We start from the raw sequence: 21,682 nt of genomic DNA, 5'->3' as shown, positions 1-21,682 counted from the left end.
TTTATCACCTAGCTTGATATTCTAATCTAAACATATAGTAATTTTCTTCTTTTTTTATACCATCTACTGATGCATTTTTAATCAATTCTACGTCTTCAATGTCATAAAGTAAATTTAAATCACTACATTTTCCACGCACCTCAATATTTTCGTTTGAAAGTTTCATCTCATCTATATTTTCAGGACCAAACATTGAATAAATTAATTTTATATTATTTGTATCTACTTCTTTTATTTTTTCAACTTTATTAGTAGTTATCTTCTGAGTTTCGCTATTTACTATTTCTGATTTTAACTCTTTTAAATTTATTAAGTGGATTAATAAATTTAAAAATATAAAAACCAAAACACTAAATAAAGCTAACTTGTTTATAAAATCATATTTATTATCCTCAAGAAAATTTAAAGTTTTATATTTTTTCATTATATTATCATTCCTATGCTGTTTATGTAATTTATACTTTTATCTCTTAGTAATTTTTTATTTTTTATTAATTTTATATTATCATCAATTTCTAATGGTCTTATTTTGAAATCATCACTTAGATAACTTTTTATAAAAGGATCATTTTTTCCATAGTAATATATAGTTTTAAAATCTTTAATTGAATTTACTACTGATTCATAAGATTGAATAGTTCTAGGAAGTATATGAGATTCATATATTTTATTTTCTTTTACAATGTTTATTATAAAGTCTCTATCTTTACATTCTATAAATACACCTTCTTTTGAAAAATCCTGTATTAAGTTTAAACTCAATAATTTTTGCAATATATCACAATTTACGTTTAGTATTCTAGGTTTACTTTTTAGTTTTGTTGAAATTTGATTGCATAAATTTATTGTTACTTTTTCAATTAATATAACATGCAAATTCAATTTATTTTTATTTGAATTTATTATCTTATATTTGATTCTATAATCATCTATATTTATAGGTGTATATTGTTTAATTTCACACTTTATTATTTTTAATAAGTCCTTTTTATTTTTAATGTTTAGTGTTTCAATATTTATAATTATTGTTTTGTCATCTTGAATATTGTAGACTATATTTTTATATGATTTTTCTACGCCCCTTACTTCTTGTTTTATTACATGCGATATATAATCTGACTGTATATTTATATCATTTTCTAGTATGTATTTATTTGGAATTGTTTTTTCTGATGATTTGAATATTGTTATTTCGTTTTTTGATTTTCTTAAAAGAGTTATTTTTATTTGATTGTTATTTATTTCAACATTTATTATTTTTTTAATAATATCACTCCTAAATTCTTTTACACAATTTCACGTTATAGTGAAAATTTTTATTTAAGTTTTTAGCTAGCGCTGTTTTGTTTTTCTACTTTAGGATAAAATACAACATCCCCTACTTTTACAATTACTTGGCTATCTTTTTCAATAGCTATTTCAAAATCAGTATCCTTACTTTGAGATTTAGGCACTGTACTTATATACCCATGACCTTGTAAAACTTGAGGAGTAACTTTATCTCCAACTTTTACTTTATTATCATTTAGCGCTAAATTTGTTGCCGTCGCTAAGCTAGATGCTGCTACATAATCTGAATTAAGTTTTGCATTTTCTTGAACTTGTCCAAATTTCATAAATCCTAAACTTGATAAAATCCCTAGTATAGTAACAACTATTACCATTTCAACTAGTGTAAATCCAGGTTTTCTTTTTTTATTTTTCATTTTTATTCTCCTTCTATCTATATTGAAACTATCGCATCAAACATAGGTATAACCATAGCCACCATAAATATACCTATAAAAACCCCAACTATTACTATTATTAAAGGTTCTATAATTTTCATAATCTGCTCTATTTTTATATCTAAATCATTGCTACAAAAACTATCAATAGTCTTTAAACTATCATCTAGCTTCCCGCTTTCTTCGCCTATATTTATCATAGATATAAATAGCTTAGGGAAAATATTTACTTTCATTAAAGAATCTCCTATGCTGTTTCCTTTTTCAATATATTCTTTTGATATTAATAGTTTTTCATAAATAAATTTATCATCTATTGTTTGTGCAGATATGTCTATCGCTTTTACAATTTGAACGCCACTTGCTACTAACATATTTAATGCTCTACAAAATCTGGTTGTTATAACTAAGTTTGTTATATTTTTTATAAGAGGGATTTTAAATTTAAGATTATTTTTAAATTTATTTATTTTAGGATTATTTTTTATGAAATGAGTTAATAGAGGTGTAGCTACTAAAATAAACATTATTATATAAATATATTTAGTTCTTATAAATCTAGATGTTCCTATTAATATTTTAGTCAATAATGGTACTTTTATACCATTGCTTATAAATATCATCTCAAAATTAGGTATAACTATTATCATTATAAATAGCATAGATAACATCGATAATATAAGTAATATTATAGGATATATTAAAACTGTTTTAATTTTTGATTTTAGCTTGTATTCTTTATCGTAATAGTCAGCTAAATTATGCATTGCTTTATCTAAGTTACCACTAAACTCTCCTGCTTTTATCATACTTATAAAAAATGATGAAAATAAATTTATTTTTTGGAAGGATTCAGTTATAGAATTTCCTAGCTGAATATGATTTGATATTTGTGATAATATATCATCCATTTTATTATTAGATTGATTTTTTAATATGCCCATTACTTTTGTTATTTCACATCCTGATTCTAGCAATATACCCATCTGTCTACATAGAACTCTTAGTTCTTTTTCTTTTATTTTTTTATTATTAGTTGTATTTTTTACTTCTTTGCTACTTACTATGGTCAATTCATTAGTATTTATATAATTATATAAATCTTCTTTAGACTCTGATTCTATTTTTATTTTTATTTTTTTCTTCTTTTTATTGTTATCATAAACTATACATTCATAAAAACTCATTCAATAATTCTCCTGTTTATTCTAAATTATCTACCATTATGCATTCTTCTAATGTAGTTATCTTGTTTTCAATTAAATTTTTACTACTCTGTTCAAATGTTATCATTCCATTTTTTTGTGCTATTTCTTTTATCTCTTTAGCTTCTTTCATTTCTCTTATACATTTTTTTATATCTTCATCAATTTCTAGTACTTCATATATAGCTGTTCTACCTAAGTATCCTTTTCCATTACACTCTTTGCACCCTACAGATACTTTGGTATTTATATCTCCATCTCTACTGTCTTTAATAAGAATATCCCTGCTACAATGTGTACATACTTTTCTTACTAATTTTTGAGATATTACTCCTATAAGAGATGAATTTAATAGATATTGTGGTATTTCCATATCTATTAATCTTACAATAGAGGATATAGCATCACTTGTATGTACAGTGCTTATTACTAAATGACCTGTTATAGCCGCTCTTACTGCTATTTTAGCAGTTTCTACATCTCTTATCTCACCTATCATTATAATGTCTGGATCTTGCCTTAATATGGATTTTAGGCCTACTCCAAAGTCTAACCCAACCTTGTTGTTTACTTGAATTTGATTTATTCCTTCTATTTTGTATTCAACAGGGTCTTCTATTGTCATTATATTTTTATTTGTATTTTTCAAATCATTTAATATAGAATATACAGTAGTTGTTTTTCCACTACCTGTTGAACCTGTAACTAGTAAAATACCACTTTTTTTATTTATGATATTATTTATTTTATTTGTTGCTTCAATAGAAAAACCTAACTCTTCTTTACTTCTTAAAAATGTATTTCTATTTAATATTCTTAGCACGATTTTTTCTCCATGCATTGTAGGAATACAAGAAGCTCTAATATCTATTAAGTGCCCATTAATATTTAAATCTGTTCTACCATCTTGAGGCAATCTTTTTTCTGTAATATCCATCTCCATCTCTAATTTTATTACAGAACTTAAGTACTGATATATATCCATTGAAATTTTTGATATTTCATTTAATTCTCCATCTATTCTAAGCCTTATTATTAAGTGTTGTTCAAACGGCTCTATATGTATATCACTTGCATTTTTAGATACAGCTTCATTTAAAATATCATTGTATAAATTTCTAGCATATCCTTCATCTAACTTGTTATCCTCTTCATAATATTTTTTTATCTTTGTCCCAATTACTTCTTTATCTTGTTTTTCTAATATAATATTCATTCCTGTGGCTAATTTCAAATCTCTTATTGCACATATGTCTTCATTTTCTATCTCTACATGCAGATTATTTTCATTCATTCTAACAGGAAAAACATTGTATCTTTTAGCTATTTTCTTTGGAATTAATTTAGTTAATACATCCTCTTGTAAAATAATTTTACTCACCCTTTATATATTCTAATTTATTCGGCACATTCATTTTTTGAAGAGTTATATTTTTATCAACTTTAAATTCTACTTTTACAGGATAATTAGTTTCTATATTTGTTAAATAATTATTTTTTTTATTTATATATTTATATAATTTATTATAATCTCCGATAACTTTTATTTCATAAGGTTGAGCAATTGGAACAGAATTTATATTTATATGATTTCCAGCTAAAACTATTGCTGAATATTGATTAAGCCTTTCTCCATTTATAGATATTAGCTTTGCTCCATTTATTTTAAGTTCGTTGATAATATTAATTAATATCTTATTATAATCAATTATATTTGCTATATTCCCTGCCTCTTCATTTAAAGCATCTATATTTATAACTATTCCACTATTGGTAATGTCAGTGTATGATAATCTTGATTTTAGATTTTCTACTTTTTTTATATTTTTTTCATCTTCATATTTTACTTTTAATTTTTCTAATTCTTCTTCTATGTTTTGTTTTTCTTTGTTTAATTTTTTAATATCTTTATTTGCTATGTATATTTCTTTTTTAATGCTTTCATCTTTGCTTATGTATATATCCTTTTTTCTTTCATACTCTCTATTTGTCATTCCAATGAATACACCTAACATTGCACTAGTTATTATTATCAACACATATCTATTTTTCATACCAATATACTCCCTATAAATTTAATTTTAAATATTATCTTATATTCACTCTAAACTTGTACATACTGATTATACTTCATTCTAAATATTTATGCTTTTATTATAGTAAAAAGCTATAGAATTTATGTATCAATTAATACATACTTATTTCTATAGCTTTTATATTTAATAAAATTTATTTTTCATATTTTAAAATTCTTTCTACTAATTCAATTCTTAAATTTTCAATTTCATTAAATTTCATATTAGGAACATAGTATGATTCTATAATATCATGCTTATCTTTAGCTTTTTTTAAATTTAAAATAGCTATATTTATTAACTCATCAAAGATTTTTTTATCGAATTTTATTTCTTCTTCATACTTAGATAATTTATTTATATTTAGATGTTTATTTAAATCAATAGTACTATGTCCTTCAAATAAACTACTTGTAGTTATCCCTATATCTAAATCTTTAATTATTATAGTTTCTAATTTCTCTTTTATAAGAGGAGAATGATATACTTCCACATTCATTCCCTTTTGAACAGCTTTGTCACATATTTTTTGTAGAAATGTAGTTTTTCCTGTTCCAATATTTCCATTTAAATAATAAACTTTCGATACTTCACTAATAATACTATCAGTTTGGTCTATGTGACCTTGCGGAGTTATAGCAGTTCCAAATAAATGTCTTTCTTTTTTGTATATGCCAGTGCTACTAGTTTCTTTAAACAAATCATATATAAAATGTTCTGTTAATAAATTTACTTGGCCAAAATCCATACAGTCTTTATATTTGTCTTCTATATCATTATATATAGGTTCTGAAGCTTTTAAAAACTTGTATGCTCTTTTAAATGAGTTGCTTATATCTTTTCCACTTTCTACTATTTCCTGTTTATTTTTTTCTAAGTTTTCTAAATTCCAGTAATCTCCTAAGTTAACTATTTCATCTATTGCTCCTGGATCCTTAGGATCGACTATATGAGGAGCTGTTCCATCTAATAAAACTACACCTAGTTTTTTTATTACAACTCCATCTAAAGAATCTGGGTCTGACGGACAATGATGTAATTCAACTTCATATCCACTTTCTATAAATTGTTTTGCTATTTTCTTCATTAGTGATGATTTTCCTACTCCTGGACCGCCTTTTAAACAAAAAATCCTATTTACATTAGTCGGAATCATATATTCAAAAAAATTGAATGATCCATTTGCTGTATTACCACCTGGGAATAAATGTCTAACTTTTTCTTCCATAATTAAAACCCCCTAAGATTTATCTTCTATCTTATTAAAATATTAATAAGTGGTTGTTTATGTTACTAATATAATGTTTATTTTATGTAAAATTTTAAATTTAATCCATTTATACAAAAAAAGAGTAGCAAATTGTGAATGCATCCCAATTGCTACTCTTTTTTACTAATCTACAGTTATTTCATAACCGTGTTCACTATATTGATTTATTACTTCAGCCCAAACCTCTTCTACTCCTGTTTTCTTAAGAGAAGATATCGGAATTACTTTTTCATCATTTTCTAATTGTAATTTTTTTCTTATTATACTTATATGCTTTTGGTATTGACCTCTTGATATTTTATCTGCTTTTGTAGCTATTACTACACAGTTATATCCAAAGTGCTTTATCCATTCATACATCATAACGTCATCGTTAGTAGGCTCATGTCTAATGTCCACAAGTAAGAAAATAGCGCATAACTCATCTCTATCTTCTAAATATCTTTCCATTATAGTTCCCCATTTATCTTTTTCACACTTAGCTATTTTAGCATATCCATAACCTGGAAGATCCGTAAAGAAAAATTCATTATTTATAAGATAGAAGTTTATAGTTCTTGTCTTACCTGGAGTTTGACTAGTTCTAGCAAAGTTTCTTCTGTTTAATAAAGTATTTACTGTTGATGATTTTCCTACGTTTGATCTACCAACTAAAGCTATTTCCGGTATACCTTCATCTGGGTACTGTGATTTATTTACTGCACTCATTGTTATCTCTGAGCTTCTGATTTTCATTATTTTTCACCATTCCTTAATAGTGCATGTTCTAAGACTTCGTCCATATGTTCAACAAGCACAAATTCCATTTTTTCTTTTATGTTTTGTGGTATTTCATCTAAATCTACTTCACATTCTTTTGGAAGTAATATTTTATTTATTCCTATTCTATGTGCTGCTAATAATTTTTCCTTAACTCCACCTACTGCTAATACTCTACCTCTAAGAGTTATTTCTCCCGTCATAGCTATATCATTTGCCACAGGTATGTTTGTTAAAGCTGATATAACAGCTAAAGCCATAGTTATACCTGCTGATGGTCCATCTTTTGGAACTGCACCTTCTGGTATATGAATATGGATATCTTTATTTTTGTAAAAATCAGGATCTATATCAAATCTATCAGCTATTGATCTTATATAAGATATAGCAGTCTGAGCAGATTCTTTCATTACATCTCCTAATTTACCAGTTAAAACAATTTGACCTTTTCCTTTTAAAACATTGACCTCTACAGTTAATGTTTCTCCTCCAACAGATGTCCATGCTAGTCCAGTTACTATTCCAACTTCAGGCTTAGCTCCAGCTGGTTGATGTTTATATCTATTTTTACCTAGATATTCATCTAAGTCTGTTTTAGTTATAACAAGTTCCTCTAAAGAAGGATTCTCTACATACTTCTTAGCAACTTTTCTACATATTTTACCTAATGTTCTTTCTAAACTTCTTACTCCAGCTTCTCTAGTATAAGAATCTATTACATCTCTTATAGTATCATCATCCATTTTTATAAATTCTTCTTTTAATGCATGATCTTTCATTTGCTTTGGAAGTAAGTATTTTTTAGCTATGTTTAGTTTTTCTTCTTCTATATATCCTGATACCTCTATTATTTCCATTCTATCTAATAATGGTCTTGGTATACTGCTTAAGCTGTTTGCAGTAGTAACAAATAGTATTTTAGATAAATCAAAAGGCATTTCTAAGTAGTGATCTACAAAGTCCTTGTTTTGTTCAGGGTCTAGAACCTCTAACATTGCTGAAGATGGATCTCCCTTATAGTCTGCTGACATCTTGTCTATTTCATCTAATAAAAATACTGGATTTTTAGTTTTAGCTTCTTTTATTCCATTTACAATTCTTCCTGGAAGAGCTCCTACATAAGTTCTTCTGTGTCCTCTTATCTCAGCTTCATCTCTAACTCCACCTAAAGATATTCTTACAAATTTTCTACCTAAAGAATTTGCTATTGATTTAGCTATTGATGTTTTACCAACACCTGGAGGCCCTACTAAACATATAATCGGTCCTTTTAAAGACTTAGATAATGTTCTTATTGCTAAATACTCTAGTATTCTTTCTTTAACCTTTTCTAATCCATAGTGCTCATCATCTAATATCTCTTTAGCTTTAACTAAATCTAACTTGTCTTTTGTTTCATTATTCCAAGGCATAGAAAATACTGTGTCTAAATACGATCTACTAACTCCTAAATCAGGAGACATTGGAGATACTTTAGAAAACTTTTCTATTTCTTTAGATATTTTTTCTTTAGTTTCTTTTGGTGCTTTTATCTTTTTAAGCTTTGCTCTATACTCATCAGCTTCAGAATTTATATCTTCTTCTTCACCTAATTCTTTTTGTATAGCTTTTAATTGCTCTCTAAGGTAATATTCTTTTTGAACTTTATTCATTTGTTTTTTTACTCTTAGAGTTATTTTCTTCTCGATTTTTAATATATCTATTTCTTCTAAAAGAATTGTGTATATAAGTTCTAGTCTCTTTTTAATATCAAATTCTTCTAATATGTTTTGTTTTTGGTCTGGTTTTAGATATATGTTAGATGCTATCGTGTCTATAAAACGATCTACATTCTCTATTTCTGCTAAAGATACAAGTATTTCTGGTGAAACTCTATTTCCTATGTTTATGTATTCTTCAAATGCATCAAACACGTTTCTTACAAAAGCTTCAACTTCTATATCTTCATCTTCATTTTCCTCATCAAAAACTATCTCATCTACTACTGCTTGGAAATATCCGTCTTCTAATTTTATATCCTTAGCTCTACCTCTTGAAACTCCTTCTACTAATACACGTACTGTTTCGCCTGGTAGTTTTATCATCTGCTTAACTTTACAGATTGTCCCAACGTGATAAAAATCCTCTTCTGTGGGTTCATCAACTTCTGCTGCTTTTTGAGAAGTTAAAAATACTAATTCCTCCGCTAGCATTGCTTCATCTAAAGCTTTAAGTGAAACTTCTCTGCCTACATCAAAATTTAATATCATATATGGGAATATCGCTAATCCTCTTAGGGGAATTAACGGTAATTCATGTTCTATCTTAGTATAATTTTTGTCCACTAATATCACTCCTTAAAGCGCTAGATTTTACTGCTTTATTTATTATATATTTAAGAAACTTAATTTTCAACATTAATCCAAACTTATGCTTCATTTTACTCTTATTTTATTACATATCCGGAGTTATATTCATTTTTTAATTTTATCTAAGTATAATTTCCGTTTATATGACTGAGTAACGCCACCATTTGAAGCTTTAGAATAAGGTCTGTTTATTATGATATAATAGACATATACTTATATAATTTTAGAAGTTGGGAGGTTTTTTAATGTTAAATTTATTTTTAACTTTCGTAAAGATTGGCACCTTTACATTTGGTGGTGGTTACGCAATGGTTCCTCTTATAGAAAACGAACTTGTTCATAAACAAGAACTTTTAACCTCAGAAGAGTTTATAGATTATTTATCTATAGCCCAGAGCTTTCCCGGTGTTTTAGCTGTTAACATATCTGTTTTATTAGGATATCGCCTTTATAAAATCCCTGGAGTTATAGTTTGCACCTTAGGCTCTATTTTTTCAGCATTTGTAATTGTTTTAGCATTATCGTATTTATACTTTAACAATGGATCTTCGCAATTATTAAACGCATTTTTCAAGGGAGTTAGCCCTGTTGTAATTGCTCTGTTATTCTATTCTTTCATTAGCATGCTCAATAAACTTCCTAAATCAAAGCAAAATATCCTATTATTAATTATATCATTTATGTCAATTGGACTATTTAAAATAAATCCTATTTACTTAATAATAGTAGGAGGTGTATATAGCCTATGGCAAAAGTAAAATTACTTTTTCTTATATTTTTAAAAATAGGCGCCTTTAGTTTTGGTGGTGGCTATGCTATGCTTCCATTTATTCAGCAAGAATTTATAACTAAATATGGGTTTATATCAAACCAAGAATTTTTAGACCTATTAGCACTATCACAATCTACTCCTGGACCAATAGCTATCAATTGTGCTACATTTGTTGGTTTCAAAGTTTCAGGCGTATTAGGTTCTATATCTGCTTCAATCGGTGTTATAGTTTTTTCAGTAATAGGACTTACTATAGTATCAAAATTATTCAATAAGTTTAAGGATAATGCTAAAATAGAAAATCTGCTTAAGGTCCTTAGGCCTATAACTCTTGGATTTATATTATCGGCCGCATTTTCATCAACTTTAGACATATCGTGGAATTTGTATGGAATATTAGCTTTCGTATCTGCTTTCTATCTATTATACACGAAAAAAGTAGGCTCTATTGCTATAGTTTTCATTTATGGTATTTTCGGTTTAATATTTTTACGTTAGTTAAATGATACAATTAAAAAAGGAGCTACAAAAGCTCCTTTCTTTTATTATGCACTTTCTTCTTGATCTTTAAGTACTATAACTGGTTGTGCCCCTTCATCAACAGCTTCTTTTGTTACTATAACTTTTTTGACGTCATCTCTAGATGGAACTTCAAACATACTTTCCATCATTGTATTTTCAACTATACTTCTAAGTCCTCTTGCTCCTGTGTTTCTCTCTATAGCTTTTTTAGCTATAGCACGAAGGGCATCCTCTTCAAATTCTAGTGTAACATCATCTAGTTCTAATAATTTCTTGTACTGTTTAACTAGAGCATTTTTAGGTTCTTTTAATATTCTCATTAAAGCATCTTCATCTAATAATTCTAAAGTTGCTACAACTGGAATTCTTCCTATGAATTCTGGTATTATACCAAATTTCAGTAAATCCTCTGGAAGAACTCTAGAATATACTTTCCCTAAATCCATTTCTTTTTTACTTTCTATTTTACCACCAAATCCAAGTGTTTTTTCTCCACCACGTTTTTGGATTATTCTTTCTATTCCATCGAAAGCCCCTCCTAATATAAATAATATATTAGTAGTGTCAATCTTTAAGAACTCTTGATGAGGGTGTTTTCTTCCACCTTGTGGTGGAACATTAGCAGTTGTTCCTTCTAATATTTTTAGAAGCGCTTGCTGAACACCTTCTCCACTAACATCTCTTGTTATAGATGGATTTTCTGATTTTCTAGCAATCTTGTCTATCTCATCTATATAGATTATACCTCTTTCGGCTTTTTCTATATCAAAATCAGCAGCTTGAATAAGTTTTAAAAGAATATTCTCTACGTCTTCTCCAACATATCCTGCTTCCGTTAGTGATGTAGCATCTGCCATTGCAAAAGGAACATTAAGAGTTTTAGCTAAAGTTTGAGCTAATAAAGTTTTACCTGAACCTGTTGGGCCTAGTAAAAGTATATTACTCTTTTGAATTTCTATATCTTTAGTAGTAACTTTTTTATTATATATTCTTTTGTAGTGATTATATACAGCAACTGATAAAGTTTTCTTAGCTTTTTCCTGTCCTATTACATAATCATTTAAGATATCCATCATTTCCTTTGGTTTTGGTAATGATGTAGTATCCTCTTCAATAGTTTCATCTACTTCTTCTTGGATTATTTCATCACAAAGTTCAACACATTCATCGCATATATATACATTCGGTCCTGCAATTAATCGTCTAACTTGTTCTTGGTTTTTACCGCAGAATGAACATTTTAACTGTCTTTTTTCTTCGTATTTTGACATATTAAGCACCTCTTCCTATCTACGGTCTTTTTGCAATTACTTCATCGATTAAGCCATATGCTTTAGCTTCATTTGCATCCATAAAGTTATCACGTTCAGTGTCCATTTGAATTTTTTCTAATGGTTGACCAGTTCTCTCTGATAATATCTTATTTAAAGTTTCCTTCATTTTTATTATTCGTCTAGCATGTATTTCTATATCTGTTGCTTGACCTTTAGTTCCACCTAATGGTTGATGTATCATTATCTCACTGTTTGGTAAAGCAAATCTCTTTCCTTTTTCTCCTGCTGATAATAAAAATGCTCCCATAGATGCAGCCATTCCTATACACATAGTGCATACATCTGGTTTAATATATTGCATAGTATCATAAATAGCCATTCCAGCTGTTATGCTTCCGCCAGGTGAATTTATATATAAGTGTATATCCTTATCTGGATCGTCAGCTTCTAAAAATAATAACTGAGCAACTATAAGTCCAGATGTGACGTCATTTACTTCATCTCCTAGAAATATTATTCTATCTTTTAATAATCTAGAATATATATCGTACGATCTTTCTCCTCTTCCTGTTTGTTCAACTACTACAGGTACTAATGCCATGGATCATACCCCCTCTATATCTTCTATTTTTTATATATAATTTACAGTAGCCTAAATAGGCTACTGTAAAAAATTAAGCTATTATTGCGTTTTCAACTAATAAGTCTATAGTTTTTCTTATTTTTATTTGATTTTTTATGTCTTCTATATCACTTTCTCTTAAAGAAGCTTTTAATTTTTCTACTTCCATATTGTACATAGATGACATTTTTTCTAATTCAGCACTGAAATCTTCATCACTAGAATCTATTTTTTCTGCATCAGCTATAGCTTCTAATACTAAAGAAGATTTTACTAATTTAGCTGCATCAGCTTTTCTTTCTTCTCTTAATTCAGCTATATCTCTTCCTGTCATTTCTAATAATTGTTGTAAGTTTAATCCTTGATATTGTAATTGGTAGTTAAGTTCCATTAACATGTTATCTATTTGTTGTTGTATCATAGACTCTGGAGCTTCTACTTCTGTATTAGCAGCAACTTTTTCAACTATTACATTTCTCATTTGAGCTTCTGAAGAATTTTTAGCTTCTTCTTCTAACTTAGCTCTAACATCAGCTCTTAATTCTGCTAATGTATCAAATTCACTTGCATCTTTAGCAAATTCATCATCTAACTCTGGTAATTCTTTTACCTTTACATCATTTACTTTTACATTAAATACTACTGGCTTTCCAGCTAAGTTTTCTGCGTGATATTCAGCTGGGAAAGTAACGTTAACTTCTATTTCTTCTCCTGCTTTTTTGCCTATTAATTGCTCTTCAAATCCTGGTATGAAAGTGTTTGATCCTATAACTAAGTTATGGTTCTCACCTTTTCCACCTTCAAAAGCAACTCCGCTTTCAAATCCTTCAAAGTCTATTATAGCTGTATTTCCATTTTCTAATGCTTTATCTTCAACACTTACTAATCTAGCGTTTTTGTTTAACATTTCATCTAAGCTTACTTCTACTTCTGTTTCAGTTACATTATTGTCAACTTTAGCTACTTCTATACCTTTGTAAGCTCCTAATTCGAATTCTGGTTTAACTTCAACGTTAACAACCATAACTAATCCGTTATCTTGGCTTATTTCTTCAACATCTAAATCTGGTCTATCTATTGGATCTATGTTTAATTCCTTTATAGCATTTGGATAAACTTCTGGGAATAATATTTCTATAGCATCATTATAGAATATTCCTTTTCCGTATTGAGTTTCTATAACAACTTTAGGTGCTTTACCTTTTCTAAATCCTGGTATGTTGTATTTACCCTTGTTCTTGTTGTATGATTTTGTTACTGCTGCTTCAAATTTATTATTATCTACAGTTATTTTTAAAGTAACTTTGTTTCCTTCTTTTTTAATTAATTCTGCTTTCATTAATTTAATCCTCCTATATCGTTATGTATAATTTGTATGTGGAATCAATATCCATCGTACTCTAGTTCAACTCTTTAATTATAGCACATAAGTTTTTTTATTTACAAGTATTCCCTTGATTTATAAAGCTTAGCTTTACTTCTTATTCGCATATATTAAATTTTGATTTCTTGCGTTTGTACTTTCCCATTTTCTATATCTAATATAACAAAACTTCTATATGATACTTCTCGTGGAAGTGATACACTTCCTGGATTTAAATATAGTATTTCATCTCTTTGTATACATAAAGGAATATGAGTATGACCAAATACAACTAAGTCTGCATTTATAGACTTTGCTTTAGATTCTAGCATATCTATTCCATATTTAACACAATATTTATCTCCATGACATAAAAATATAGTTTTATCTTCTACTTCAAAGACTAATTCTTCTTCCACATTTTCAAAATCACAGTTTCCTCTTACCGCCATAACATCTACATTTGTCAAAGTATATATATACTTTGAATCAAGAAAATTATCTCCTGCATGAATTATTAAATCACATTCCTTTAAATACGGTATAGTTTTATCAATAAACTTTTTCATTCTATGAGTGTCACTTACTACACCTATTTTCATTATCTCACTACCCTTTTATTAAACTCGCTTTTCATTAATTTTAGTGAATTAGATCTGTGGCTTATACTATTTTTTATAGTAGCTGGCATTTCTGCAAAAGTCTTATTGTATCCATTAACTATAAATAATGAATCATATCCAAATCCATTTTTACCTTTTTCTTCAAATCCTATAGTTCCTTCACAAGTTCCTCTAACTACAAATTCTTTTCCATCAGGGAATACTACAGCTATAGCTGATACAAATCTTGCAGTTCTCTTGCTTGCAGGAATGTTAGCTAAAGACTTAATTAACTTTTGTCTATTTTCTTCATCAGTCGCATTTTCTCCTGCAAATCTAGCAGAATAAACACCTGGTTTTTTTCCTATAGCATCAACTTCTAACCCTGAGTCATCTGATATTGCTATCATCTTAGTCATTTTTGCTATTGTTCTAGCTTTTATCAAGGCATTGTGCTCAAATGTTTTTCCATCTTCAACTATTTCTATTCCACCTAAATCTACATCTTTTAATGAGTATATATTATAATCAAAGTCTTCTAATATTGCTCCAATTTCTTCTAATTTATGAGCATTATTAGTAGCTATAACTACTTCATCGCCATATTCCATTCCTAATATTTCATCTGCTATTTCACCTAGAGCTGCTCTTTGAGCCTTTATTAATTCTTTATTCCCCTTTTCTCCAAGTTCTAACAATGCATTTAAATCAGTTCTTGAGAATGGGCGTTCTTCACCAGTTCCTTGAACCTCAACAAATTCACCTTTGTCTGTCATTATTATATTCATATCAACCTGTGCATTAGAATCTTCTTCATAACATAAATCTAGGACATGCTCTTGATTAACTATCCCTACACTTATAGCTGATACAAAGTTTCTTACAGGTATTTCTTTTATTGATTTAGACTTATGTAATTTATTTAAAGCATCTACAACTGCTACAAATGCACCTGTTATAGAAGCTGTTCTAGTACCACCGTCTGCTTGGATTACATCACAATCTATCCAAATAGTTCTTTCACCTAATTTTTTTAAATCTATTACAGATCTTATTGATCTTCCTATTAATCTTTGAATTTCTTGAGTTCTTCCATCAACTTTACCTCTTGATGATTCTCTTATTTTTCTTTGGTGAGTAGATCTTGGAAGCATTGAATACTCTGCGTTTATCCATCCTGTTCCACTGTGTCTTAAAAATGGAGGTACTTTATCTTCTACCGATGCTGTACATATAACTTTTGTTTCTCCCATTTCTATTAATACAGACCCTTCTGCATATCTTGTATAATCTCTTGTTATTTTTATATCTCTTATTTGGTCATTTTTTCTATCATCAATTCTAGCCATTTTTTATACCTCTCTTGAGTCTTTTTGTTTTGAGATTTTTATTCGTTCAAATTTATTTATATATTAATAATATTAACATATATTTGAAGTAATTTTCTACTATTAACGGTATCTTTCTCTTTTGTAATATCACCAAATTTATATCAAATATATTATATTAATCCAAATATCATCATATTATTATGTTTATCGTTTTTAAAGCAGTTCATTTTGAACTTCTTCTTTTGATTCTAAGTTTGTAAGTTTAATAAATATATCCTCATCAACCACTTTTACACCTAGTTCATTTGCCTTAGTAAGTTTAGATCCTGCTTCTTCTCCTGCTAATACAAATGTTGTAGATTTACTAACACTTGCAGTTGCCTTACCGCCTCTTGCTTCTATCATTTCTTTTGCGTCATTTCTTTTTAGAGTTGGCAAAGTTCCTGTTAAAACTATCTTCATACCTTCAAATATTTTAGGTATACTAGCATTTTCATCTACTATTACTTTAGTATTAACGCCTGCATTTTTAAGTTTTTCTATGACATTAATATTTTTTTCTTCTTTAAAGAATTGTATTACACTATTTGCCATAGTTTCTCCAAATTCGTCTAATTCGATTAATTTTTCATTACTTGCATTAATTATTTCATCTATATCTTTAAAATTAGATGCTAATATCTTTGCACCTTTTACACCTACAAATTTAATTCCCAATCCATTTATAAGTCTCCATAAATCGTTGCTTTTAGATTTTTCAATTGAATTAACTAAATTAGTAGCTGATTTATCACCCATTCTCTCTAGATTTATAACATCTTCTTTTTTTATATTATATAAGTCAGCAATATCTTCTATTATTTTTTCATTTAATAAAAGCGTTATTATCGATTCTCCTAATCCATCTATATTCATAGCATCCCTAGATACAAAATGAATTATTCCTCTTCTTATTTGTGCAGGGCAAGACATATTTATACATTTTACGGCTGCTTCTCCATCTAGTCTTACAGTAGGTTCATTACATACAGGACATTCTTTTGGCATTTCAAATTCTATTTCTTCTCCACTACGTTCTTCTTTTATAACTTCTATAACTTGTGGTATTATATCTCCTGCTTTTTGAACTAATACAGTGTCATTTATTTTAATGTCTTTTTCTTTTATATAATCTTCATTATGTAGTGTAGCTCTACTTACACTTGTTCCAGCTAGTCTAACTGGCTCTAAAACTGCTGTAGGTGTTATGTTTCCCGTTCTTCCCACTTCTACTATAATATCTATTATTTTTGTTTTTTTTCTTTCTGCTGGGAATTTGTACGCAATTGCCCATCTAGGACTTTTTGCAGTATATCCCATAAACTCTCTTTGAGATAATTTATTTACCTTTATTACCATTCCATCTATTTCAAAATCTAGTTTTTCTCTATTTTCTGTCCAGTAATTTATAAAATCAATAACAGCTTCTATTTTGTTGCAAACTTTGTAGTTAGGGCTAACTGCAAAACCTAAGTTTTTTAAAAACTCTAATGATTGACTATGACTTTTAAATTCTATATTTTCACCATGTTCAAGGTTAAACACAAATATATCTAAAGGTCTTTTAGATGTTAGCTTAGAATCAAGTTGTCTTAGCGATCCTGCTGCAAGGTTTCTTGGATTAGCAAACAATTGTAGCCCTAGTTCTTCTTGATTTTCATTTACGTTTTTGAAGTTTTGTTTTGATATATAGACTTCTCCTCTTACCACTATTTCATTATCTTCATCTATTTTTAAAGGTATACTCTTTACAGTCATTAAATTTTGAGAAACATCTTCTCCAACAACTCCATCACCTCTAGTAGCTCCTTTTTCAAAAATTCCATCATTATATGTAAGACCAACTGACAATCCATCTATTTTGAATTCTACTACATATTCCACTTCTTCACTTACCATATCTCTTACTCTTTTATCAAAATCTTTTAAATCTTGGTCTGAATAAGCATTTGATAAACTTAGCATAGGTATTTTATGTATAATTTGTTCGAATTTATCTAAAGGTTTCCCCCCAACTCTACTAGTTGGTGAGTCAATTCTTTTTAAGTTAGGATTTTCTTGTTCTAAATTTATTAACTCTTTCATCAAATTATCATATTCATAATCCGATAGCTCTGGAGTATCTTGATTATAATATTTTTCATTGTGATAATTTATTAAATCTATTAATTCATTTATCCTTTTTTCTATAGCCATTTTTGTATCACCTCTTATGAAAATTTCTCTTTTTTAGTATTGCCTTTTTATGACTTTAATATATTTAAGTATATCATTTTAATATTATTATTGTTAAAATTTTTGCATTATACTTCTTATGTTCTTATACTAATCTAAACCTAAAAATGTCACGCTAGCGTGACATTTTTTTAATATAGACTTCTAATATCCTTTATAAATATCCATAACATTGTTTATTGACTCTTTATTTATATATTTTTTAAGATTATTATAAATCATATCAAAGTTTCTTTCGTTGTTTTTGTCACTTACCCAAGAGTTATGAGGTGTTACAGTAACATTATCAAAGCTCCATAGTTTATTATCTTCACTTAGTGGCTCATTTTGAAAAACATCTAATGCTACACCTCTAAATTTATTTATACAACTTACTAAATCTTCTTCATTTAAAATATTTCCTCTACCAACATTTATAAAAACTGACTTATCTTTCATAATATTAAATTTATCTTTATTTATTATGCCAATAGTCTCTTTAGTTGCAGGTATTGTACATATAACTACATCACATTCTTTAAATACAGTATTCATTTCTAATGTAGAAAAACATTTATCAAAATATTCTCTATCACTACCATTTGTATTTACACCCCATATTTCTACACCAAAAGCTTTTAACCTTTTAGCTCCTTGTGTAGCTATAGTTCCAGTCCCAATAAAACCTATTTTTTTACCAGTCATTTCAGTCATTTCAAAATTCATCTTCCATTTTTTGTTCTGTTGCTGTTCATAAAATTTTTTGCTATTTTTATATATTTGTAAAATATACATTACTATCCATTCGCTAATAGGAACACTATATCCGCCTTTATTGTTAGCTATTAATATATCTTTGCCTAATAGCTTTTCTTTTGGTATTTGATCTACTCCTACACTCGTTGTTTGAATGTACTTTAATTTACTCATTTTAGATATGTCTAATGTGTTGAAAGGATTATATGTTACTAATATATCTGAATCATCTGTATCATCGTTATTTGATACTTTATTTTCATGATAATAGGTAACCTCATAACCTAAATCTCTTATTTTTTGAAATTTATCTTCCCCATAATTCATAGTAAATAAAACTTTCATATTTTACCCCCATTGTATTTAGTATTTATATAATAAGTATAATGTAGGGAACTTAAAAAGTCCTTCAAAATTTGAAGGACTTAATCTATTTTAAAATAAATGCATAAAAAACTATGATGTTAAAAACAATGAGGTGTGTTATACATTTATTTAATAATATTGTAACCATTTTTAACATCTTTATTTATATTATGTTTATATTTAAATAGTAATATATGTCATTTAATTTTATTTTTTAATAAGTTTTGCTACACATTCTACGTGCATTGTATGAGGGAACATATCTACTGGTTGTATTTCACTACACTGATATCCTCTTTCGTCTAAATAAGCTAAGTCTCTTGCTAATGTAGCTGGGTTACAAGAAACATAAACAACTTTATCAGGTGCCATAGAAACTATAGTATCTAATACTTTTTCATCGCATCCTTTTCTAGGAGGGTCTACTACTACTACATTAGCAGTTTTACCTTCCTTATACATCTTAGGAACAACTTCTTCTGCTTCTCCTACATAAAACTCAACATTATCTAAATTGTTTAACTTAGCATTTGTTTTTGCATCCGTTATAGCATCTTCAACTATCTCTATTCCGTAAACTTTTTTAGCTTTTTGCGCTAAGAATAAAGATATTGTTCCTATACCACAATAAATATCAAATACAGTATCATTTTCTTTTAAATCTGCATATTCTAGTGCTTTATTGTATAATACCTCAGTCTGTACAGGGTTAACTTGGAAGAATGATAGTGGAGATATTTCAAATACTAAATCTCCTATATAATCATTTATCTTTCCATCACCATATATTACTCTATTTTCTCTACCTAATATAACGTTAGTTTTTGCTCTATTAACATTAACTACTAATGTTTTAAATCCGGGTACATTCTCTTCTAATACAGATGCTAATTCATTTAAGTATGGTAATTTTTTTCCGTTTGCAACTAGTAATACCATAACTTCATTAGTAGTAAATCCAACTTTAGTAACTAAATGTCTTAAAACACCTGTATGTGATTTTTCATCATAAATGCTTACACTATAAGCATTTATATATGTTTTTATTATTTTCATTATTTTATCATTTACATCATGTTGTATTACACATTTGTCCATAGATATTATGTCATGGCTTTTTCTCTTATAAAAACCTATTGCCGGTGCATTATTTAACTTTTGTATAGGAAATTGTGCTTTATTTCTGTATCTACAAGGTTCGTCCATTCCAATTGTGTTATATACCTTAACATTTTCTATTTTTCCGATTCTACTTATAACTTGCTTTACTTCATTTGTTTTTATATCTAATTGCTTTTGATAATCTAGTTCTTGTACCTGACATCCTCCACAGTCTTTAAGAGAATCATTACATATTCTATCAACTCTAAAAGGTGATTTCTCAACTATTTCAACTATATCACCTACCGCATAATTTTTCTTAGACTTATTTATTTTAACTTTTACTTTGTCTTGTATTAATCCGCCCTCTACGAAGACTGTAAAACCATTATATTTGCCTACTCCAACTCCGCCTTGACCTATGTCAACTATATCTACAACATACTCTTCATTCTTTGATAACATTAAGGTATCCTCCGTCCGTGTATTTTTACAAGCCTCAAGAGTTTATTTTACCAAAAAAATAGAGGCTTATAAAGCCCCTATATAAATAAATCTTTACTTTTGTATCCTCTATACAGTTGCAAAGCAGCAAAAACTAATAATATGCATCCAAATAATGGTCCTATATACACTAATTTTTCTGCTACTCCTTGACCTACTCCACTATCTACAATAGCCTTTACAGCCCCTGTAGGATCTATTTTTGCATTAATTCCATATCTTATCCATGTAAAAGATGTCATAATAGCAACCGGAATTAAACTCATAGTCATATAAAATCCACTTATTGATCTTTTTTTTACTCCCCTTAATCCTAAATATATTGGTAGGAAAAATAATACCGGTAATATAAACCCATAAAATTGAGGTGATAATGCTAAAAATAAAATCGCACAAAATAAAAAACTAGTTATGTATTTTCTTAAATAATTTGTTTTTCCTTCAAAGTCAAATAATGATGCTTTTAAATACCTTATATATACTTCTATACTCGTTTCTAACTTGTGTTTATCCTTTGATATTTTTAATTCCTTTATAAGTTCCGTTCCCTTTGAATTTAATTGATTGTACTGCTTTTTCATATCTTCTGATATCTCTACTTTTTTATAGTTATTATATATTTTGTCTATTTGTGAAGTGTATTTTTGTTTTTTAGTGTTTTTTATGCTTTTCATCTTATTTATTTCTGATTTTAATTGTTTCATTGTGACCATAACCAAATTTGCATTCATCCAAAAACCCCCTTCGAATATATATTACCCTCGTACATGATGTTTTGTAAGAAAATCTAATAAGCTTTTATTTATATATATGTCAACGTTACTAAAAAAAC

20 protein-coding genes are annotated in these 21,682 nt (G+C 27.9%); 2 read left to right on the top strand and 18 right to left on the bottom strand.

What is annotated here, in order from left to right; translation table 11 throughout:
- Nucleotides 1-4: 4 nt before the first annotated feature.
- From QOZ84_RS08485 to lon, 9 genes are all read right to left on the bottom strand, one after another.
- On the bottom strand, nucleotides 5-424 hold the full coding sequence (locus tag QOZ84_RS08485) for a hypothetical protein (RefSeq protein WP_284132532.1): 420 nt from the start codon (nucleotides 422-424) through the stop codon (nucleotides 5-7).
- Entirely contained in the window at nucleotides 424-1,242 is an 819-nt protein-coding gene (gene pilM, locus QOZ84_RS08480; protein WP_284132719.1) for a pilus assembly protein PilM, read from the bottom strand. Before pilM ends, QOZ84_RS08485 begins: the two co-directional genes overlap by 1 nt.
- An 86-nt stretch (nucleotides 1,243-1,328) precedes the next feature.
- The gene (locus tag QOZ84_RS08475) at nucleotides 1,329-1,706 is read right to left on the bottom strand and encodes a type II secretion system protein (protein WP_284132531.1); all 378 of its coding nucleotides are present in this window, start codon (nucleotides 1,704-1,706) and stop codon (nucleotides 1,329-1,331) included.
- A gap of 17 nt (nucleotides 1,707-1,723) precedes the next feature.
- Nucleotides 1,724-2,914 (bottom strand): type II secretion system F family protein, encoded by a 1,191-nt coding sequence (locus QOZ84_RS08470; protein ID WP_284132530.1) that lies wholly within the window; start codon nucleotides 2,912-2,914, stop codon nucleotides 1,724-1,726.
- A 16-nt stretch (nucleotides 2,915-2,930) separates the two neighbouring features.
- The gene (locus QOZ84_RS08465; protein WP_416390348.1) at nucleotides 2,931-4,226 is read right to left on the bottom strand and encodes a GspE/PulE family protein; all 1,296 of its coding nucleotides are present in this window, start codon (nucleotides 4,224-4,226) and stop codon (nucleotides 2,931-2,933) included.
- Nucleotides 4,227-4,305: 79 nt separating this feature from the next.
- Nucleotides 4,306-4,986: a DUF881 domain-containing protein gene (locus tag QOZ84_RS08460; RefSeq protein WP_284132528.1), complete on the bottom strand. Its 681-nt coding sequence runs from the start codon at nucleotides 4,984-4,986 to the stop codon at nucleotides 4,306-4,308.
- Nucleotides 4,987-5,161: 175 nt separating this feature from the next.
- Nucleotides 5,162-6,235, bottom strand: a complete 1,074-nt coding sequence (locus tag QOZ84_RS08455; RefSeq protein WP_284132527.1) for a PRK06851 family protein — start codon at nucleotides 6,233-6,235, stop codon at nucleotides 5,162-5,164.
- 165 nt (nucleotides 6,236-6,400) lie between these two features.
- Nucleotides 6,401-7,012: a ribosome biogenesis GTP-binding protein YihA/YsxC gene (gene yihA, locus QOZ84_RS08450; RefSeq protein ID WP_284132526.1), complete on the bottom strand. Its 612-nt coding sequence runs from the start codon at nucleotides 7,010-7,012 to the stop codon at nucleotides 6,401-6,403.
- Nucleotides 7,012-9,360 carry an endopeptidase La gene (gene lon / locus QOZ84_RS08445; RefSeq protein WP_284132525.1) on the bottom strand — a complete coding sequence of 783 codons (2,349 nt, stop codon included), beginning with the start codon at nucleotides 9,358-9,360 and terminating at the stop codon, nucleotides 7,012-7,014. Before lon ends, yihA begins: the two co-directional genes overlap by 1 nt.
- Before the next feature lie 269 nt (nucleotides 9,361-9,629).
- Between lon and QOZ84_RS08440 the strand changes: the two genes are divergently transcribed.
- Together QOZ84_RS08440 and QOZ84_RS08435 are read left to right on the top strand one after the other, a co-directional pair.
- Nucleotides 9,630-10,142, top strand: coding sequence for a chromate transporter (locus tag QOZ84_RS08440; protein ID WP_284132524.1), 513 nt, complete (start codon nucleotides 9,630-9,632; stop codon nucleotides 10,140-10,142).
- Nucleotides 10,130-10,654 (top strand): chromate transporter, encoded by a 525-nt coding sequence (locus QOZ84_RS08435; RefSeq protein WP_284132523.1) that lies wholly within the window; start codon nucleotides 10,130-10,132, stop codon nucleotides 10,652-10,654. The genes QOZ84_RS08440 and QOZ84_RS08435 overlap by 13 nt, the downstream gene beginning before the upstream one ends.
- A 47-nt stretch (nucleotides 10,655-10,701) precedes the next feature.
- Here QOZ84_RS08435 and clpX read toward each other — a convergent pair whose 3' ends face one another.
- The 9 genes from clpX to QOZ84_RS08390 form a co-directional block, all read right to left on the bottom strand.
- Nucleotides 10,702-11,949 carry an ATP-dependent Clp protease ATP-binding subunit ClpX gene (gene clpX / locus QOZ84_RS08430; RefSeq protein WP_284132522.1) on the bottom strand — a complete coding sequence of 416 codons (1,248 nt, stop codon included), beginning with the start codon at nucleotides 11,947-11,949 and terminating at the stop codon, nucleotides 10,702-10,704.
- Nucleotides 11,950-11,968: 19 nt separating this feature from the next.
- Entirely contained in the window at nucleotides 11,969-12,553 is a 585-nt protein-coding gene (gene clpP, locus QOZ84_RS08425) for an ATP-dependent Clp endopeptidase proteolytic subunit ClpP (protein WP_284132521.1), read from the bottom strand.
- Nucleotides 12,554-12,626: 73 nt separating this feature from the next.
- Nucleotides 12,627-13,913: a trigger factor gene (tig, locus tag QOZ84_RS08420; protein ID WP_284132520.1), complete on the bottom strand. Its 1,287-nt coding sequence runs from the start codon at nucleotides 13,911-13,913 to the stop codon at nucleotides 12,627-12,629.
- 155 nt (nucleotides 13,914-14,068) lie between these two features.
- The gene (locus tag QOZ84_RS08415; protein WP_284132519.1) at nucleotides 14,069-14,539 is read right to left on the bottom strand and encodes a metallophosphoesterase; all 471 of its coding nucleotides are present in this window, start codon (nucleotides 14,537-14,539) and stop codon (nucleotides 14,069-14,071) included.
- On the bottom strand, nucleotides 14,539-15,888 hold the full coding sequence (gene rph / locus QOZ84_RS08410) for a ribonuclease PH (protein WP_284132518.1): 1,350 nt from the start codon (nucleotides 15,886-15,888) through the stop codon (nucleotides 14,539-14,541). Before rph ends, QOZ84_RS08415 begins: the two co-directional genes overlap by 1 nt.
- A 195-nt stretch (nucleotides 15,889-16,083) precedes the next feature.
- A complete protein-coding gene (ligA, locus tag QOZ84_RS08405) occupies nucleotides 16,084-18,105 on the bottom strand; it encodes an NAD-dependent DNA ligase LigA (RefSeq protein WP_284132517.1) in 2,022 nt (673 codons plus the stop codon).
- Nucleotides 18,106-18,288: 183 nt separating this feature from the next.
- On the bottom strand, nucleotides 18,289-19,224 hold the full coding sequence (locus tag QOZ84_RS08400; RefSeq protein WP_284132516.1) for a phosphoglycerate dehydrogenase: 936 nt from the start codon (nucleotides 19,222-19,224) through the stop codon (nucleotides 18,289-18,291).
- Between the two features lie 228 nt (nucleotides 19,225-19,452).
- Nucleotides 19,453-20,811, bottom strand: coding sequence for a 23S rRNA (uracil(1939)-C(5))-methyltransferase RlmD (gene rlmD / locus QOZ84_RS08395; RefSeq protein ID WP_284132515.1), 1,359 nt, complete (start codon nucleotides 20,809-20,811; stop codon nucleotides 19,453-19,455).
- A gap of 77 nt (nucleotides 20,812-20,888) precedes the next feature.
- Nucleotides 20,889-21,581 carry a hypothetical protein gene (locus QOZ84_RS08390; RefSeq protein WP_284132514.1) on the bottom strand — a complete coding sequence of 231 codons (693 nt, stop codon included), beginning with the start codon at nucleotides 21,579-21,581 and terminating at the stop codon, nucleotides 20,889-20,891.
- Nucleotides 21,582-21,682: the final 101 nt, after the last annotated feature.

It is taken from the genome of Romboutsia sedimentorum (assembly GCF_030131845.1).
GTDB lineage: Bacteria > Bacillota > Clostridia > Peptostreptococcales > Peptostreptococcaceae > Romboutsia_D > Romboutsia_D sedimentorum.
Note: the sequence above shows the minus strand (reverse complement) of the source record. Positions and strands in the feature narration are given on the sequence as shown.

Excerpts from the sequence above, each read along its gene's own strand:
- QOZ84_RS08485 (WP_284132532.1), bottom strand. The coding sequence starts at position 424 with ATGAAAAAATATAAAACTTTAAATTTTCTTGAGGATAATAAATATGAT.
- QOZ84_RS08475 (WP_284132531.1), bottom strand. The coding sequence starts at position 1,706 with ATGAAAAATAAAAAAAGAAAACCTGGATTTACACTAGTTGAAATGGTA.
- QOZ84_RS08470 (WP_284132530.1), bottom strand. The coding sequence starts at position 2,914 with ATGAGTTTTTATGAATGTATAGTTTATGATAACAATAAAAAGAAGAAA.
- QOZ84_RS08465 (WP_416390348.1), bottom strand. The coding sequence starts at position 4,226 with ATGAATGAAAATAATCTGCATGTAGAGATAGAAAATGAAGACATATGT.
- QOZ84_RS08460 (WP_284132528.1), bottom strand. The coding sequence starts at position 4,986 with ATGAAAAATAGATATGTGTTGATAATAATAACTAGTGCAATGTTAGGT.
- QOZ84_RS08455 (WP_284132527.1), bottom strand. The coding sequence starts at position 6,235 with ATGGAAGAAAAAGTTAGACATTTATTCCCAGGTGGTAATACAGCAAAT.
- yihA (WP_284132526.1), bottom strand. The coding sequence starts at position 7,012 with ATGAAAATCAGAAGCTCAGAGATAACAATGAGTGCAGTAAATAAATCA.
- QOZ84_RS08440 (WP_284132524.1), top strand. The coding sequence starts at position 9,630 with ATGTTAAATTTATTTTTAACTTTCGTAAAGATTGGCACCTTTACATTT.
- QOZ84_RS08435 (WP_284132523.1), top strand. The coding sequence starts at position 10,130 with ATGGCAAAAGTAAAATTACTTTTTCTTATATTTTTAAAAATAGGCGCC.
- clpX (WP_284132522.1), bottom strand. The coding sequence starts at position 11,949 with ATGTCAAAATACGAAGAAAAAAGACAGTTAAAATGTTCATTCTGCGGT.
- clpP (WP_284132521.1), bottom strand. The coding sequence starts at position 12,553 with ATGGCATTAGTACCTGTAGTAGTTGAACAAACAGGAAGAGGAGAAAGA.
- tig (WP_284132520.1), bottom strand. The coding sequence starts at position 13,913 with ATGAAAGCAGAATTAATTAAAAAAGAAGGAAACAAAGTTACTTTAAAA.
- QOZ84_RS08415 (WP_284132519.1), bottom strand. The coding sequence starts at position 14,539 with ATGAAAATAGGTGTAGTAAGTGACACTCATAGAATGAAAAAGTTTATT.
- rph (WP_284132518.1), bottom strand. The coding sequence starts at position 15,888 with ATGGCTAGAATTGATGATAGAAAAAATGACCAAATAAGAGATATAAAA.
- ligA (WP_284132517.1), bottom strand. The coding sequence starts at position 18,105 with ATGGCTATAGAAAAAAGGATAAATGAATTAATAGATTTAATAAATTAT.
- QOZ84_RS08400 (WP_284132516.1), bottom strand. The coding sequence starts at position 19,224 with ATGAAAGTTTTATTTACTATGAATTATGGGGAAGATAAATTTCAAAAA.
- rlmD (WP_284132515.1), bottom strand. The coding sequence starts at position 20,811 with ATGTTATCAAAGAATGAAGAGTATGTTGTAGATATAGTTGACATAGGT.
- QOZ84_RS08390 (WP_284132514.1), bottom strand. The coding sequence starts at position 21,581 with ATGAATGCAAATTTGGTTATGGTCACAATGAAACAATTAAAATCAGAA.